Annotated in this window: 10 protein-coding genes and 3 pseudogenes; 7 read left to right on the forward strand and 6 right to left on the reverse strand. The window is 58.0% G+C overall.

What is annotated here, in order from left to right; all coding sequences use genetic code 11:
- Nucleotides 1–35: 35 nt before the first annotated feature.
- Entirely contained in the window at nt 36–278 is a 243-nt protein-coding gene (locus tag P6U29_RS33550; protein ID WP_407114560.1) for a 3-keto-5-aminohexanoate cleavage protein, read from the reverse strand.
- Nucleotides 279–780: 502 nt separating this feature from the next.
- Here P6U29_RS33550 and P6U29_RS33555 point away from each other — a divergent pair.
- The 3 genes and pseudogenes from P6U29_RS33555 to P6U29_RS33565 form a co-directional block, all read left to right on the forward strand.
- On the forward strand, nt 781–933 hold the full coding sequence (locus P6U29_RS33555) for a hypothetical protein (RefSeq protein WP_407114561.1): 153 nt from the start codon (nt 781–783) through the stop codon (nt 931–933).
- A gap of 1284 nt (nt 934–2217) precedes the next feature.
- Complete coding sequence (locus P6U29_RS33560; protein ID WP_407119478.1) at nt 2218–4725, forward strand: CoA transferase; 2508 nt, start codon at nt 2218–2220, stop codon at nt 4723–4725.
- Between the two features lie 469 nt (nt 4726–5194).
- Nucleotides 5195–5438, forward strand: a pseudogene (locus P6U29_RS33565) (ATP-binding protein); the annotation flags it as partial.
- A 383-nt stretch (nt 5439–5821) separates the two neighbouring features.
- Here the strand turns inward: P6U29_RS33565 and P6U29_RS33570 are convergent.
- Nucleotides 5822–6664 carry a hypothetical protein gene (locus P6U29_RS33570; protein WP_407114562.1) on the reverse strand — a complete coding sequence of 281 codons (843 nt, stop codon included), beginning with the start codon at nt 6662–6664 and terminating at the stop codon, nt 5822–5824.
- A gap of 4 nt (nt 6665–6668) precedes the next feature.
- On the reverse strand, nt 6669–7913 hold the full coding sequence (ectB, locus tag P6U29_RS33575) for a diaminobutyrate--2-oxoglutarate transaminase (protein WP_407114563.1): 1245 nt from the start codon (nt 7911–7913) through the stop codon (nt 6669–6671).
- Between the two features lie 1069 nt (nt 7914–8982).
- Here ectB and P6U29_RS33580 point away from each other — a divergent pair.
- The 4 genes from P6U29_RS33580 to P6U29_RS33595 all read left to right on the forward strand — a co-directional run bounded on the left by P6U29_RS33580 (nt 8983) and on the right by P6U29_RS33595 (nt 10599).
- Nucleotides 8983–9171, forward strand: coding sequence for a hypothetical protein (locus tag P6U29_RS33580; protein WP_407114564.1), 189 nt, complete (start codon nt 8983–8985; stop codon nt 9169–9171).
- A complete protein-coding gene (locus tag P6U29_RS33585; RefSeq protein WP_407114565.1) occupies nt 9150–9599 on the forward strand; it encodes a hypothetical protein in 450 nt (149 codons plus the stop codon). Before P6U29_RS33580 ends, P6U29_RS33585 begins: the two co-directional genes overlap by 22 nt.
- Before the next feature lie 290 nt (nt 9600–9889).
- A complete protein-coding gene (locus P6U29_RS33590; protein WP_407114566.1) occupies nt 9890–10114 on the forward strand; it encodes a hypothetical protein in 225 nt (74 codons plus the stop codon).
- Nucleotides 10115–10206: 92 nt separating this feature from the next.
- Nucleotides 10207–10599 (forward strand): hypothetical protein, encoded by a 393-nt coding sequence (locus P6U29_RS33595; protein WP_407114567.1) that lies wholly within the window; start codon nt 10207–10209, stop codon nt 10597–10599.
- A 13-nt stretch (nt 10600–10612) separates the two neighbouring features.
- Here P6U29_RS33595 and P6U29_RS33600 read toward each other — a convergent pair.
- The 3 genes and pseudogenes from P6U29_RS33600 to P6U29_RS33610 form a co-directional block, all read right to left on the reverse strand.
- Nucleotides 10613–10836: pseudogene (locus tag P6U29_RS33600) on the reverse strand (transposase); the annotation flags it as partial.
- A gap of 41 nt (nt 10837–10877) precedes the next feature.
- A complete protein-coding gene (locus P6U29_RS33605; protein WP_407114568.1) occupies nt 10878–11894 on the reverse strand; it encodes a radical SAM protein in 1017 nt (338 codons plus the stop codon).
- Between the two features lie 710 nt (nt 11895–12604).
- Nucleotides 12605–13885, reverse strand: a pseudogene (locus P6U29_RS33610) (NAD(P)/FAD-dependent oxidoreductase).
- Nucleotides 13886–14846: the final 961 nt, after the last annotated feature.

Below are 14846 nucleotides of genomic sequence, written 5' to 3' on the forward strand. Positions count from 1 at the left end.
TGCGCACCTAATCCATAATCATCACCTCCCACACCCTAGAGAACCTCTACCGCCCGCTGCACGAGCTCGGTGTTGTTTGGCAGCCGCCAGCGAGAGAGGTAAAGATTGTCCTCCAACACTACTCGTACGTTTGCGCCGATGCCGAGTGCCCTTCCCGGTTTTTGGATCACGTACGTGGATGTGAACCACCGCCACCCCACTCGCGCGGTCTCGATCGGCAAGACCGCGATTTGGTCCGGGTCACCGGCATACGCAGGCCACGCTCCACATTCGCCCACTCGCAGGTGACGAACACCTTAGGGATCATCGTGACCTTCTTCTCCCGTAAGCTGGTCCGCCTCAAACCGAGCCAGACCGGTCGTAAGCTACGAGCTCATCATGTTGATCGCTTTGGAGTTCCGAACATGACAGTGCGTTGACCGGGATGATCGGGAACTCCTGGCGACAGGGACTACTGCGAACCGTTCGCTGCATCTCAGCAATCGGCGTGCCAGTCGCGGGATCGCCCACGCAGCTTGACTGGTTAGAGAAAACACTTGGCTAGCAGCTCTTGGAAGGATGACGCGCTCTGTCGGAGATCGGACGTCGCCGTCCTCAATTGGACACGGCTGGCGTTTCGTTGCGATCAAAACCAGCCGATCAGGCGGCGACCATGGTACTGAAGACGCGTGCTTTTTTACTCCGCCAGAAACTCCTGCGATCAAGTTCGCGGGCATTTGGCGAAGTTGGGCATTATAGCCGTCATCGGCACAGCGAAAGTAGCGGAGTTGATCGAAGGTCGTGCGGGACGAAGAGGACGTCTGCCTGCCAAAAGTCGCCCGTCTGACTTTGGCCAAAATCGCCGATCAGATCGAGACGTTGACGCGCCAGATCGACAAGCTCGAACGAGGAATCGTCGGCGAGGCGAAGCGTGACGAGACATGCGCCGGCTGATCACTATCCGGGCGTTGGAGGTCACGGCCGCTTCGGTAAAAGCGCTGGTCCGGCAACCCGAAGATTCAGTTCGGCCGCGACTTCGCCGTCTGGCTTGGATTGACTCAAAGCCCATTCTATCGGCGGGAAGGAACGGCTCGGTGGCATATCGAAAGCGGGAAACCGACGCTCCGCTCGGTGGTTGTTTGTGGTGCGACGTGACCTCTAAAGGGCAACGAGAAAGCGGGCGGTGACTTGTCGCGATTTTGGCGCGAGGGCCTTTCAAGGTAATAGTGATCGCGCTTGCCAACAAGATCCCGAGGATCGAGTTCCTCACAAGTGGGAGCTATCGAATACTGGCGCGGCAGCCGGCGCAGCACGTGCCTGAGCCGAACGATGACCAGACCAGACTGTTCGGCGCGTAGCCGGACAGAGGCGAGGTGCATAATTAAACGATGAGGTCCAAGGGGCGAAATCCCGAGGGGAGAGAGGCCGGCGCGACAATCTAAAACGCAAAAGTAGGGACCTAACCTGACAGCAGTTGATCACTGAGAGCGCGATTCATTCTGGTCTGTGCGGTGCCAGGCTTGGGCTGTCTTGCGGCGCCCCGCGCCCTCAACTCAGCGCAGCGCGAATCGATTTTTGACGAGCGACGCATTGGGCTGCTGACTTACACTCTTCTGAAGCAATGAACGTCCGGGTTGCGCCTGGCTGAAGTGCTTACTCCGGCGCGATCAAGAGCCATACGCACTGGAAGAGATCGAAAGAATGACGCGAGTTTTAGCGTTTCCATGTCAAGCCGCGAAGCAGCAATTCTCGCGTCAAGAAAGGCACAGGCCGGCGAAATCAGTCTCACATCGTGTCCAGACCGCCGAATCTCGTGCGCCACTAGTGATTAGCGGCGGCGCACGCCTCATCTCGGTAGGCGGCGCGAGCGAGGAAAAGCACAACATGATCTCGCCTCGCCGAAGCCGCTAGCGATTGGGGATTTGCGATCAACTGCACGCACAAAATTTGTGCTTCGGAATGTCCAACCCAACTATCGCGACCTCCATAGGTAATTGCTCCTGCTAGCTGTTTCATTCATCGCCAGTATATCGCCGGCGCCGAGGAAGCGGGGGCCGTCTTCCCCATGTGCCATAGATCATTCTGGCCCATTCGAGATGTTCGAATTTGAGGTGGCCGATGATCGGCGCGATGACTCCGCGCCGGCGCAACTCGTTTTTGAGCTTGGGCGTGATCCGCCGCCCCTGTAGAATGGAACACGTTAACCTCGGACGTAACAAGCAGCTTCACGAGACCGACATGGCCATGCAACGCTCGATCCTTCCTCTTTCCGGCGTCAAGATTGTTGACTTCGGCCAGTACATTGCCGGCCCCGCGGTGGCCATGGTCCTTGCCGATCTCGGCGCGACGGTCGTGCATATCGACCCGCCATCCGGTCCCCTCTGGAACAGCCCGGCCAATGCCACGCTGAATAGAAACAAGCTGATCCTCTCAATCGACCTGAAGACAGATGGCGGTTTGTCCCGGGCGCGGGCCCTTATCGAAGAAGCAGATGTCGTCGTGGAAAATTTCCGCCCGGGGGTGCTGTGCCGCCTCGGGATCGACTTCTCGGCCCTTCGCAAGGCCAGGCCGGACCTGATCACCGTGTCCCTTCCGGGCTTTGCATCCAACGATCAGCTCCGTCGCGATTGGCGCGCCTTCGAAGCCGTCATTGCCGCATCCTCGGGCTTGTTCACTGATATCGGAATGAATCGCGTGCTGAGGGGCATCAATCCGTCCTTCTCGCCCCTACCTCTGGCATCAGCCTACGGCACGATGCTCGCCGCTTCGGCGACGGTGCTTGCGCTTCAGGCGCGGGAACGCAGCGGCATCGGCGACCAGATTGAGGTGCCTCTTGCATGCGCGGTAATGGAGGGTCTCGCCTATAACTCGATCAACATTGAGGACTATCCACTCCGCTACAAGACACAACGTGAACGCGAGTTCGAGCGGCGGCGCGAATTACGCTTGCCGATGGACCTCTCCTATGAAGCCGCGCAGGAACTGCTCGATCCATTTGCTCGCAGTTACAAATGCAAGGACGGTCGCATGTTCTATGTCCTCTGCACGAGCCACAAGCACCATGCCAAGCGCTGCTTGCAAGTTCTTGGGCTATACGAGGGTCTGGTGACCGATGGCTTTGTTGAGCAAGACGATATTTATCTTCCGATTAGCGAATGGCGATCCGACGTCGCACTTGCGTACTCTCCCTTGTCGAAATACTGGGCCGATAGGATCGCCGGACGGATGAAGGCCGCCTTTCTCACCCGAACTGCAAAAGAATGGGAGCGGATCTTCGGAGAAGGCCAAGTCCCCGGCGCGCCGCAGCGCTGGTTGCAGGAATGGATCACAGACGATCACGCGAAATGCGCGGGCCTCATGATCGAGATCGACGATCCCATGTACGGGCGCATGGTCCAGCCCGGCCCCGTGGCTTGGCTAGAGGAAAGCGGGGAAACTATGCTGGAGCCGGCGCCGCGGAAATGGGTCTCCTTCGACCAGGCACTAGCCGCGCTCTCAGTTCCTGTTACGCGCCCGACCGCCCGGCAGGCGAATTCTTCGGCGGGTTGGCTCGACGGCGTACGAGTTCTCGACCTGAGCAATGCGATCGCCGGCCCGCATTCGGCATGCTATCTCGCTCGTTTCGGGGCGGAGGTAATCAAGGTCGATCCCACAAGCCCGCTCTACGATCCTCTGATCACCGTCGTCTACGGTATGAATCATATGCGCGGCAAGCGTTCGATTTTGGTGGATATACACTCATCCGGTGGCCGGGAGGTCTTCGAGAGGCTCGTGAAGTTAGTCGATGTCGTGATCTGGAATGCAACTGACGGGAAGGTCAAGCGCATGGGGCTCGATCAAGAGGGCCTGAAAGCACTTAATCAGGACGCCATTTTCTGCCAACTGGACTGCTTTGGCGGCGTCCGTCGCGGGCCCCGCAGCGACTATCTCGGTTATGAAAACCACATTCAGGCGACGACTGGCATCATGCTGAGGTCCGGCGGTTCTGCCGATACACCCGAGGAATACGCGCATGTCGGTACGCTCGACGTGATGGGTGGATTTGGCATGGCGCTGGGCCTTGCTGCGGCGTTGTACCAGAAAGCCAGGACGGGCCACGCAGGGCGGGCCCGGATATCGCTGGCAGCACTCTCGGGCATCTTGCAGGTGCCATTTTGCTACGATCATAAAGGGCGTGAACCGTTCGACGAGCCGGCCGGGCTTGATGCCAAGGGCTATGGTGCCCTGACCCGTGTGTATGAGACGGCTTCCGGTCGCAATTTACTCGTCAGCGCCCTCGAGGCTGAACTGCCTCGTCTTGCGGAGGTCGAGGGGCTTGAAGGCCTTACAGATGTGCTGAAGAGGGATCGAATCTCCTTTTTTGCCAGTGCTATCGGGAGGGCTTCCGCTGAGGAGTGGTTGTCGAGATTTAGAGCAGTCGATATCGGTGCCGCAATCTGCGAGAGTGTGCCGGCCATACGGTCGGCAAATTCAAGGCCTGCGGATGGTGATGCAGGGACCGAACAGGGCAGCTATTCCTTTTCAATATTTAGTAATCATCCCAGCGGGCATGCCGTAACGCAGGTTGATGGCTACGCGATCCGCCCGAGGGTTGGAAATATCTACGCGCTCTCCCCCGCGGAAAAATACGGCGCCTCGACGCGGCAAGTTCTGCAACAGTTGCAATACAACGAAACTGAAATAGATGCCTTGCTTGCCGCGGGTGCCGTGAGCGAGAGCTGGTGTCGCGAATATTTGCCAAGTTGATGGCGCGTCAGACTCTATATTCGACCCTGAGGTGACGGGCGGCCCGCCCCACTCAAGCTCCTATTGAGGCTGCGCCGGATGGGCGGGCCCCGAACTTCCAGCATGGGAGCGGGCCTGATGAACGATAGCACTTTGGTTGGGCCAGATGTCCCCAAGGCGAATTTAGGTTGCGGCGGCGCTGGAGGTCCGCCTGCTGCGGATCGTCGCTCATCGCGCAGGTCAGGTCGCGAAGTTGGCAAGAAGCTGACCAAGGCGACGATCTCAGGCTTGCCGCCTCCTATGGGCGCGAACGGCTGGACGCCGCGGCTGCGCGGGCGATCGATATCGGTGCCCGCACCTATGGCTCGGTCAATTCGATCCCCGCCAACAACCTCGATCAGCGTCCCGCTCATCAGCACTCCGCGGACGATGCGCCGATTCTGCATGCCAACATCCGCGGACCGCGCTACTACAATTACGAGACCATCCCTTGCTCACCCATCCGACCTTCGATCGCCTCAACGCCCTCGACCAAGGCCTTCGCCGACATCGAAGCAACCGGCGAGCCCGCAAGCCTCGGTCACGCCGAATGGCTTGCGCTGCTGCTCGAACATGAAGCCTCGCTGCGCCACGACAGGCGGCTCGCCACCCGCCTGCGTTACGCGAAGCTGCGTCAGCAGGCGTGCATCGAGGACATTGACTACCGCACGCCGCGCGACCTCGGCCGCCCGCTGGCCTCATCGTACCCGCATTCTTTGTCGAGAGGCTGCGCGACGTGATCGGCTGTTCTCAATTCGTAAGGCCGCGGAGCTTTTCCGTCGATGGTAAGAGCCAAATTCAGACCTGCCGTTGGCTCGTCTTGACTACCGGCGGTTGACTTTCCACGGCTCCGCTTGCCTTGAGGCCACCCAGACCCGCCAGGCTCGGCGCCAACTACCTAAAATCGGCGCGAAATTCGGTACTTTGCTGGCACTCCTGCGACGTCGCCGCACTTTGCTGCTCATAGGCAACAGCATCATCCGATCGGTGCCGAAGATACGCATCGACTTCGGCCGTCGCAACGTTGTTCGGCGGCTTGATGGCCCGTGAAGCCGTTCAGGTTCTCCGACGTGCAACTTCAGGTCCACCAGAGAACCAGATTGGGCTTCGCAAACCCGAGAAAGCAGTTCAGCAGAAGGCGAGGTTTACCATTGCTCGATTGTCGGGTGACCCCGTGAACAAAACCGCCGTCGATGAGGGCAACATCTCCGGCCTTCAGCTCAAGGTCGTGATAAGGAACGCGTTCGAGATAAGCTGGCGAATAAGGATATCCTGTGGTCTCCACGCCCTGCAATCTTCGGTCGGTCTCCGTCGGTTTATGGCTCCATATACGTAGATTGCCCCCTTCGTTCGGCATGCTGGGATAAAAGTTTAGCGCCACAACGGTATTGTTCGCTACTGCTGGAAGCTCGCAATCCTTTCCGGCACACAGGACTTGGGCAACGTCGTCGTGGGGTTCCAAGGAATACGTGCCTGTGCCGGACCAGCAAATCGCGCGACAAATATTAGCTCGACCGTGCTCCGAACGAGCCCGCCGCAACTCGATGCCTCGCTTTTGAAGTTCGCGCTTCAATGCATCGAACAATGCGCGGACCGGATCGACCAGATCCGCAAAAAGAGCATCTACGAATGGTCGCACACTTTCCGCCTCTGCAAAATAAGCAGCTGGATTCTTCCTGTAATGAGATGCGCCAACATACTGTCCGGGAACGCCATCCTTACGGTCGTTAAGACCGGGATTCCGATTAAAGTTCGCGGTAATCTCATCGGCCAATTCGGGACTGAAGGCTCGTTTGATGTGCAGACCAGTGATCTCACCTTTCAGCGCCGAGATGACCTCCCCGATGCTGATCGAGCCGGTTCGTTCCTTGATCGCGACTGGCGAAATCACTGGCGCCTGAGACACCTGGACGGTTACCATTGGCTTACTCCTCTAGTGCTTGCGTAAGGACGGTGATGCCACGATGGAGTTCATCGTCGGAGATTGTTATGGGCGGGAGGACTTTAATGACGTCGCGATTTGGCCCTGAAGATTCGATCAGCAGGCCGTTTTTGAAGGCGACATCGTGTACTCGGTCGACAACAGTTGGTGAGCGACACTTAAGGCCCGCCATCAGACCGCGGCCTCGCTTTTCCTCGATGAATTTGGGAAATTTCGCGACAAGATCATCAAGAGCCTTTTGCAGATTGACAGCAGTCCGCTTGAGGCCATCAGTAAAATTCTTGTCTGACCACATTTTGCACATAGCGCCGGCAGTCACGAAAGCGAGATTGTTACCTCTAAAGGTCCCGCTATGCTCTCCGGGCTTCCATACGTCGATCTCGGGTCGAATTAAAACAATCGATAATGGATTGCCTGAACCGCTCAGGGATTTGGAGAGGCAGACGATGTCGGGTTCGATCTTCGCGAATTCGAACGAGAAAAATTCACCGGTTCGTCCCGAGCCTGCCTGAATGTCGTCGACGATGAAAACAATGCCGTGGTTACGGCAGATGCGCTGAATTTCTGTGAGCCAAAGTGCGGATGCTGTGTTCATGCCGCCTTCTGCCTGGATAGTTTCCAGAATGATTGCTGCGGGCTTTTCTATGCCGCTCCCAGGATCGCCCAAGATGTAGTCGATGTACTTCGTGGAGTCGAAGGCTCCGTTCGCATAGCCATCGTACGGCACACGGATCACATCGTGGCGAGTAACGCCACCGAGCTCCCTGGTTGAAGCTGAACCCGACACGGCCAGGGAGCCGAGCGACATGCCGTGGAACGCGTTTGTAAAGGCCATGACGCTCGAGCGGCCAGTACATTTTCTAGCTAGCGCAAGCGCGGCTTCGTTAGCACTTGTCCCGGTCGGCCCAGGAAACTGGATTTTATAGGAAAGCCCCCTTGGCTTCAGGATTGTATCGACAAACACTTCAATGAATTCGCGTTTCGCCGCCGTATGCATATCGAGCGACAGCAGAATGTTTCCACCGTTGAGATAATCAATTGCCGGCGCAAGAATTCTCGGGTTGTTGTGACCATAGTTGAGTGCACCGGATCCCACAAGAAAATCAATATAGCTCTTACCGGTCTCGTCCCAAATCGTTCCGCCAAGCGCTCTCGTAAAGACGGCAGGAAACGATCGCCCATAGCGACGAACGTTAGACTCATAAAGAGAGAAAACGTCAGTATTCATTCTTGGATCCCTCTGCATGCGTATCATTCAGGACACTGCTTGAACAGGTACCGGCCCGGACAGTGGCGACAGAGTCACTACGATGCATTCCATGGCGTTGATTTCGCCGATTCAACTGCTGACAATCCTTAACCGAGAAACGCGAACAACGAACCTACTAAGCCTGATAGTCTTTCTTACACAGCTGTCTCTACGTCCTGCAGAGTAAACGTCGCATCGTCGATCTCGGAAAGTAACACTCTTCCTAGATGAGAGCTTCGAGGCTGACCGCCGACGTTGAGGTAGCGGTATCGGGCAGACCAAATTGCGCTCATCTGGGCCGTCCGCGGGTTGAAGGCGCGTTAGAAAACACTCAGCTTATCCTCCTCAACCAGAGGGCGCGAACTATTCAAGCGCGACTATGCCGACATGATCCAAGGGTCAGAGCATCAAGATCGCGGGCGACACGCGCCTCGGCACTGTTGCCGACCCATTGGAAGGCTATGTCGCTTCGGAAGAGTGTGTCGGACGTCACTGGCGTATTTTCGTCGTCCAAACCTCGTTGGCTCTCTAGAGCGTGGCTCGGCGTTACTGTACCGATGGCCCCCCGCCCAGGTTGGTCGGAATTTATGCACGCACAGTCGAACCCGTCAAACCACGACTGCGTCTTTAGCCATCTTGAGCGGCGATGTTTTAACCGATTTCCTGGCCGGCTTGGCCTTGAATTCCATCGGCTCCTTCCTGAAGGGATTAAGCCCACTGCGGGCACGACCAGAATCGGGGAGAGGCCCATGTCACGCGCTGGCGATTCTTTACGTGCGCCAATCCTCAGCACATCAGGTATTGCACAATCGCGAGAGCAGCGCGTTGCAAGACGCCATGCTGGACCGGCTGACGGCGCTCGGGTGTCAGAGATTGAAGTGATCGATGATCATCTCGGTCGTTCAGCCGCCGGCCGCGTCCAACGCGCCGGATTCGAGCGAATGGTAGCGGAGTTTGCCTCGGCAAGGCCGGTGCGGTTTGCGCCGGCGATGTCTCGCGCTTCGCCCGCAACAGCCCGATTGGCAGCATACTCATCGTGATGTGCCGCGTGGTCGATATCGTTCTGTTCGATCAGGAGACCATCTATGCACCGAGGCACGGCAACGACCGCCTGCTGCTCGGGCTCAAGGGCAGCCTCAACGAGTACGAGCTGGACCTGTTGCGCCAGCGCTTGCTCTCGGCCCGCTACGAGAAGGGCGCCGGGACGAGTCAATTGTGGCGGCGCCGGCTTTCGTGAAGGCCGGCGACCTTTATGAGAAAGATCCGAATCGGCGAGTCCAGGAAGCGATGAAGCTGGTGTTCGACAAGGTCGAGGAACTGGACAGTGCGCGACAGGCGCTCTGCTGGCTCCACGAGTACAACCCCGATCTGCCGGTAAAGCAGTCCAACGGCGATAGAGCCGCGGCGATCGAGTTACTCCGCCATCCACCGGATCATAGACGTGAGCTTAAAGACCCGCCGCAAGACGAGGAACGAATGGCTGGGGCTGAAGCCCCCAATACGCACGAATGGTATGTGAGCTGGGAGAGGTTCGAGGCGATCCGCACAATGGTCAGCAGCAATGTTCCCACTGGTCGGCATCACGGCGCGCCCAAGCATGGAGACGCACTGCTGGCCGGTCTAATCCGGTGCAAACGCTGCGGCCGTAAGCTCACACCCCAGTAGTCCGGCATGAAGCACCATATCCCGCGCTACAGCTGCAATCGCGCCTGGATGGATAATGGCGGCCCTCGTTGCATCGCCTTCGGCGGATTGCGCGTCGATGATGCGATCGAGGAAGCACTGCTTGGCGTCGTCGGTCCGGGCACTATCGCCGCTGCAACCGCGGCTGCAAGGAAGCCGGCGAACGGCGGGATCAGGTGTGCGATGCGCTCAGTCGCAACCTCGAAGCGGCGTGCTAGAGCGCCGACCGGGCCTTCTGGCAATGCGATGCCGGTGACCCCGCGAACCGGTTGGTGGCGAGCGAGCTTGAAGCGCGCTGGAATAAGGCGCTTGCCCATGCCGCAGAGGTGGAACGCAAGATTGCCACCCACGACGCTGCACGGCCGATGCCGGCCGCTGATCCGAACGGCGCCGACGACCGATGCACGGCTGAAGAAGTGCATCGTGGGCACCCTGACCACGAAGTCGCGGCCGATATCGACGATGTGGCCCCGAAGATCGTTCTCATCGTCCACTAGGCGGGCGGCGCCCACAGCGAGTTGCGCTTGCCCAAGCGCCGGCGCGGACAGCGCAACAGCACCTCTGCCGATATCATCCAAGCCCTGCCCTGGTGCTGATCGCTAGCGGCGATCTGATTGCCGGCCTCCTCAACCGCAACGGCCTCAAGACGGCGAACGGCAAGCGCTGGACCCGCAAGCGCGTCACATCAATGCGCCCGAACTGCCGCATCCGGGTGTTCGAGCCCGCGGGGGACGGGATCGAGCCTTGGCTCAACCTTAGCGAGGCCACACGAATCCTGAAGATCGCGCCCAAGACGCTCCGGCTGGCGGCCGAAGCGGGAGAGATCCAATTCTTCATCCTCTGTCGAATGGTCCTTGGATTTCGCCCGCGCCGCTCTCACAACGTCCGCCGCTCAATCCATCACCAAAGGGCGCGGCAAAACCCACGGCATCCTGCAGGATCGCCTCCCAAGCAGCAAAACCTCTTCTCATCAATCACATAGTCAGACGGGTATTCCGATGTAGGTTGTAACATCTGCGCCAAGTCTCCACTTTTCCTGGGCGTCCGCAAGGGACATGAACCAGTGGGCGTTGAGGCATTCGGCCCGGAAGCGGCCGTTGAGAGCCTCGGTGAAGGCGTTGTCGGTCGGCTTGCCGAGCCGCAAGAAGTCCAGCGTGACGCCGCTCTGATAGGCCGATAGGTCAAGATCGCGCGATAAGAACTGGCCGCCTTGATCGACGCCGTTGCCGGGATTCCTCCTCTAGGCTGAAAATCCAATCTTTATGCGCAAGCAAGCGCACGGCTCTCAGTATGATTGAGAAGGGCTATTGGACAGTTGGCGCAGCCGCTGTTCGTCTGGTGTTTCTTAAGAGCGGTTCCCCAAGCAGTTTCTAGGTCAAACCCCGGGTAGCGGACGTTTCCGACAACAAACTTATGGCAGTCGGGATCACCGATCGCGCAGGAACAGGGATAGAGGTCGCCGTTTGTAGCGAGATAGCCCGAATCGAAACAACAGTTGCATTCGGTGAACTGAACGTTCGGTGGCTGCTTTGCCGTGTCAACGAGAATTGGCGTTAGCAGCTCGAGGCGCGTCGAGGCCTGTGCAGCCATTGCGATTAGTGCCGTCTGGAGTTCTCTAACCTCCTCAGCCGAGCCCAAACATACGTCTTCGTAGTCGAGAGCGGCACCTGCGGCGAACATCGGCATGATTCTGAAAGTGTCGACGCCGATCGATGACAGTATGCGATAGGCGTCCAACGCCCCATGGATGTTGTGCCGATTCACGATCATCCTCGCCTGCACCAAGGCCCCGCAATTGACTGCCTCGGCCATCTGCCGGAGTGCCGATTTGTGAACTCCACGCCTTGTCTGAACGCGATCAAGCGCCTCCGCGTTTGCAGGATCAAAATTGAATTGGAAGGCAAGCTTTTCGCGATCGTCGAAGATTGATGCGACATCACGAATTGGAACCTGACCAAGTCCCCCAGTGTTCAACTGGACATGAATGCCTCGTTTGTTTGCAGCGTGCACCATCAGGGCTGCAGAGCGCGGAAACACGATTTTGAGAAGCGGCTCACCACCGGTTACGATGACCTTTTTCAACCTATGTCGTTCAACGAGAAGGTCCACAAAATTAGTGATTTCCTTCATACTCAACTGTGATGGCTCCCGACGTCTCTTGGATTGATATCTATACTGTTCGGGAACATAGCAGTGTTTGCAATGAAGATTGCAGTAGGAGGATACACTTATTTTAACTCGGCCAAAGACGAGCGGAGGCAAGTTGCGAAATGGCATGACGTCCCTTCCAACTTTGGACTATCGAGGGTGGAGCAGGATCTATGCCAGCACGAGGCGACGGAATGTTGATGGACTTTGAGGCACAATGTCGCGCCCGACGCACGCCCATGTCGTGGCGATCCAGAAATCGCGAGAAGCCGCCGAGGTCGCGACCTCTGCACATCTTTAGAGCAGGTCAACATGCTGATTCCGCGACGGCCCGGGAATCACGCGCCACAAGGCGCGCGCGTCGGCCGCATGCAAACCATAGAGGTCGTTGACCACGTGGCAGGAGTCCGATCCACCCGCCACTCGGTAGCGCAGTCACGTAGAACTCGACATAATGCGCTCGCCAACTGCGGCAGCTTTTGTATCCCGGGCGGTCAACGGAGCACATCATTGCAGTACCCAGCACGTGCACTCGCAAGCTAGGAGCACACTTGTGACAATCACGTATATTTCTCCTCGGGTTGCAAATTCAAGCAGATTAGCTCTTTGAGAGATAGACGGCCGGGTCACGTCGCCGGTATTGAGTTTCTCGTCAAAGATGCGCCACCATCCCCGTCCTCAAAGCCCGTTAGATCCGTGCCATCGAAAGCACGGCTGACGTGCATGGACATGAGTTGTGCGGTGAAGAGACGGAGAGACTGACAAGAGCGTGAGAAGTCGCCCTCTTGCCGGAGCAGGACTCGCAATCGAAGGTAGAAATCGGCGCCTCCGCTGGATGGTCAGAGCCGCGCTTCGGCGAAATGAACAAGTTGGGACCCCACCCCATATAAGGCCTCCCGGGCGGCACGAAAGCGTTGTACTGCAACGGCAGTATCCGGAAGCGGTAGATCCTTTTCGGTGATTTGACCGAGGATATAATGAGCCAACACGGCGCCAAAGACCGTGCCGGGTGCAATACCGCGCCCGTTGTAACCGCTGAAGGAAACCACATTTCGAGCCAGCTTGTGAAAGCGAGGCAGGCTATCCGAAGTTATAGCAATCGCGCCGAACCAGCCGGCTTGGAACCGCAGATCGCGGACCTGCGGGAATAGGCTGCGCAGGGACCTCAGAGCCCAAGCCCGGTGAACGCAGGTACCAATGCCCCTGAGAGCCCCGACGCTGCCGAACACGAGGCGCCCAGAGCGGTCCAAGCGAAACGAGGAGAGAACCTTATGGGTGTTCCACGCCCCTTGACGCTCGGGCAAGATTGAGCCCTTCAAATTGTCTGATAGAGGCCGCGTGGCAAGATTGAAGTAAGGCAAGCGGATCTGCTCCTGCCGAATCTGGGACTAGGGTCCCTTACCGTAAGCATCAGTAGCGACGATCACCCACTCCGCATTTACAGATCCCGTTGCCGTGCCAATCCTCCAGCGCGAACCGGTATCACTGGCCGTGATGGCTTCACTCTGAGTGAAGACGCTAGCTCCAGCCGCGAGCGCGACGCGACACAGGCCACGCACGTAAGCCAACGGCTGTATCGTGCCCGCGCGTTTGTCGAGCAGCGCACCTGTGTAATTGCCGCCGCCGATCTTTTTGCGCGTCTCGTCGGCTTTGAGCACAACTACCGCAGCACCGCGCTTCTCCCATTGTTCGGCGCGGGTCTCGATTTCCTGCAACCCCCTGCGTCCGAGGCAATGCAGAGTGCCGGTGCGCTCAGCTTCGCATTCGATGCTATACTTCTCGATCAGTTCGAACACCTTTTTTGGTCCATAACTGAGTCGTTCGATCAGTCGTTCGCCGAATTGCGAACCAAGCACTTCTGCTGCGGTATTGGGCATGCTCCACATGCCCCCGTTAACCAGCCCAACGTTCCGCCCCGAACCACCAAACCCTATTTCGGATGCTTCTAGCACGGCGACCCGCGCACCTCTCTCAGCAAGATGAACGGCGGAAGAAAGGCCGGTATATCCTCCCCCAATCACAACGACATCGGCCTCTGCGTCGCCCACAAGACTGCCGGTATAAGGCGCGGGTGGAGCAGTCATCTCCCACAATCCGTGCGATCTCAGTTCGTTTCGCATATGCAGCCCTCTCCTTAGGATATCGCCCTCACTGCTCTCAGTCTGTGATCGCCCCCGCAACAGTCAAGCATGAGTCTGTCCGCAACGTGTTTCGTTACTCAGCATAGGCAAGACATTCGAGGCCATCCGGCCACTCGCGCGCGAAGCTAAGCCCCAGCCGCGCCCCTTGCAGTGGCCAGAGCTCAACCAGCGCTCAGGAACCGTGTGTACTTGAAAACATCCTCGGCGGCTTGGCGGTTGCAAATGCTTCATCGACACACTGCAGGCCCTTCTCGCCAAGAGGTCGAATTCTGGGATACTTATCACCAGCCGGAACGGAGACTTTTGTGAAACAATCCCCCCCCCGGATATTCCGGCTCGGCTTCGAGAGCGGCATTCCTGACGAGACCCGCAAGCTCGAACCAGATCATCGTTGGCGACCACACCCATGATCGAGCTGAGAAGATTACTACGCTCCTTCTGAGATTCGCACCTGCGGCCGCGACTATGTCTTCAAAGCAGCTCGATCTCTTGCGGTCCCCAGTAAGGCGAGCAGTACGCGCTCTAGGCGGACTTGGAACTGGAGGGCAAGCTCGCGAGCAAAGAGGAACTCTTACAGGACGGATGAGATCGGCAGCAACGGTAGCCTGGCGAGCGCTACGCCGAGCGGCACGGTAATTTCTGTGCGCTTGCTCGCGGGGACCACTGCGCTTGGCCGTGACGCTGGGACCGACCGCGCCACCACTGATGGACTGCATTGGATCATTCACGAAATGAAGGAGCAACACCACTTGCCCGCTAGTCGTTCATCGGACTCCTTGCCGACTACGCGTTTACGAAAGCAATAGCGGCAATATGAAGCGCACCGGTCTGCTACAAGCAACGCACATACCATATTATCGTGCTAGCCGCTCGTATCTAAACTGCCACGAACTTCTCACCCGAGGGCTCCACAATGTTTTTAAGCTGGTCGTAGTAACCA

Source organism: Bradyrhizobium sp. LMG 9283, from assembly GCF_045571415.1.
Taxonomy (GTDB): domain Bacteria; phylum Pseudomonadota; class Alphaproteobacteria; order Rhizobiales; family Xanthobacteraceae; genus Bradyrhizobium.

What these genes read in the sequence shown, in the direction of transcription:
- ectB (WP_407114563.1), bottom strand. Translation starts at nt 7,913, where the DNA reads ATGAATACTGACGTTTTCTCTCTTTATGAGTCTAACGTTCGTCGCTAT.
- P6U29_RS33560 (WP_407119478.1), top strand. Translation starts at nt 2,218, where the DNA reads ATGGCCATGCAACGCTCGATCCTTCCTCTTTCCGGCGTCAAGATTGTT.
- P6U29_RS33570 (WP_407114562.1), bottom strand. Translation starts at nt 6,664, where the DNA reads ATGGTAACCGTCCAGGTGTCTCAGGCGCCAGTGATTTCGCCAGTCGCG.
- P6U29_RS33605 (WP_407114568.1), bottom strand. Translation starts at nt 11,894, where the DNA reads ATGCCATTTCGCAACTTGCCTCCGCTCGTCTTTGGCCGAGTTAAAATA.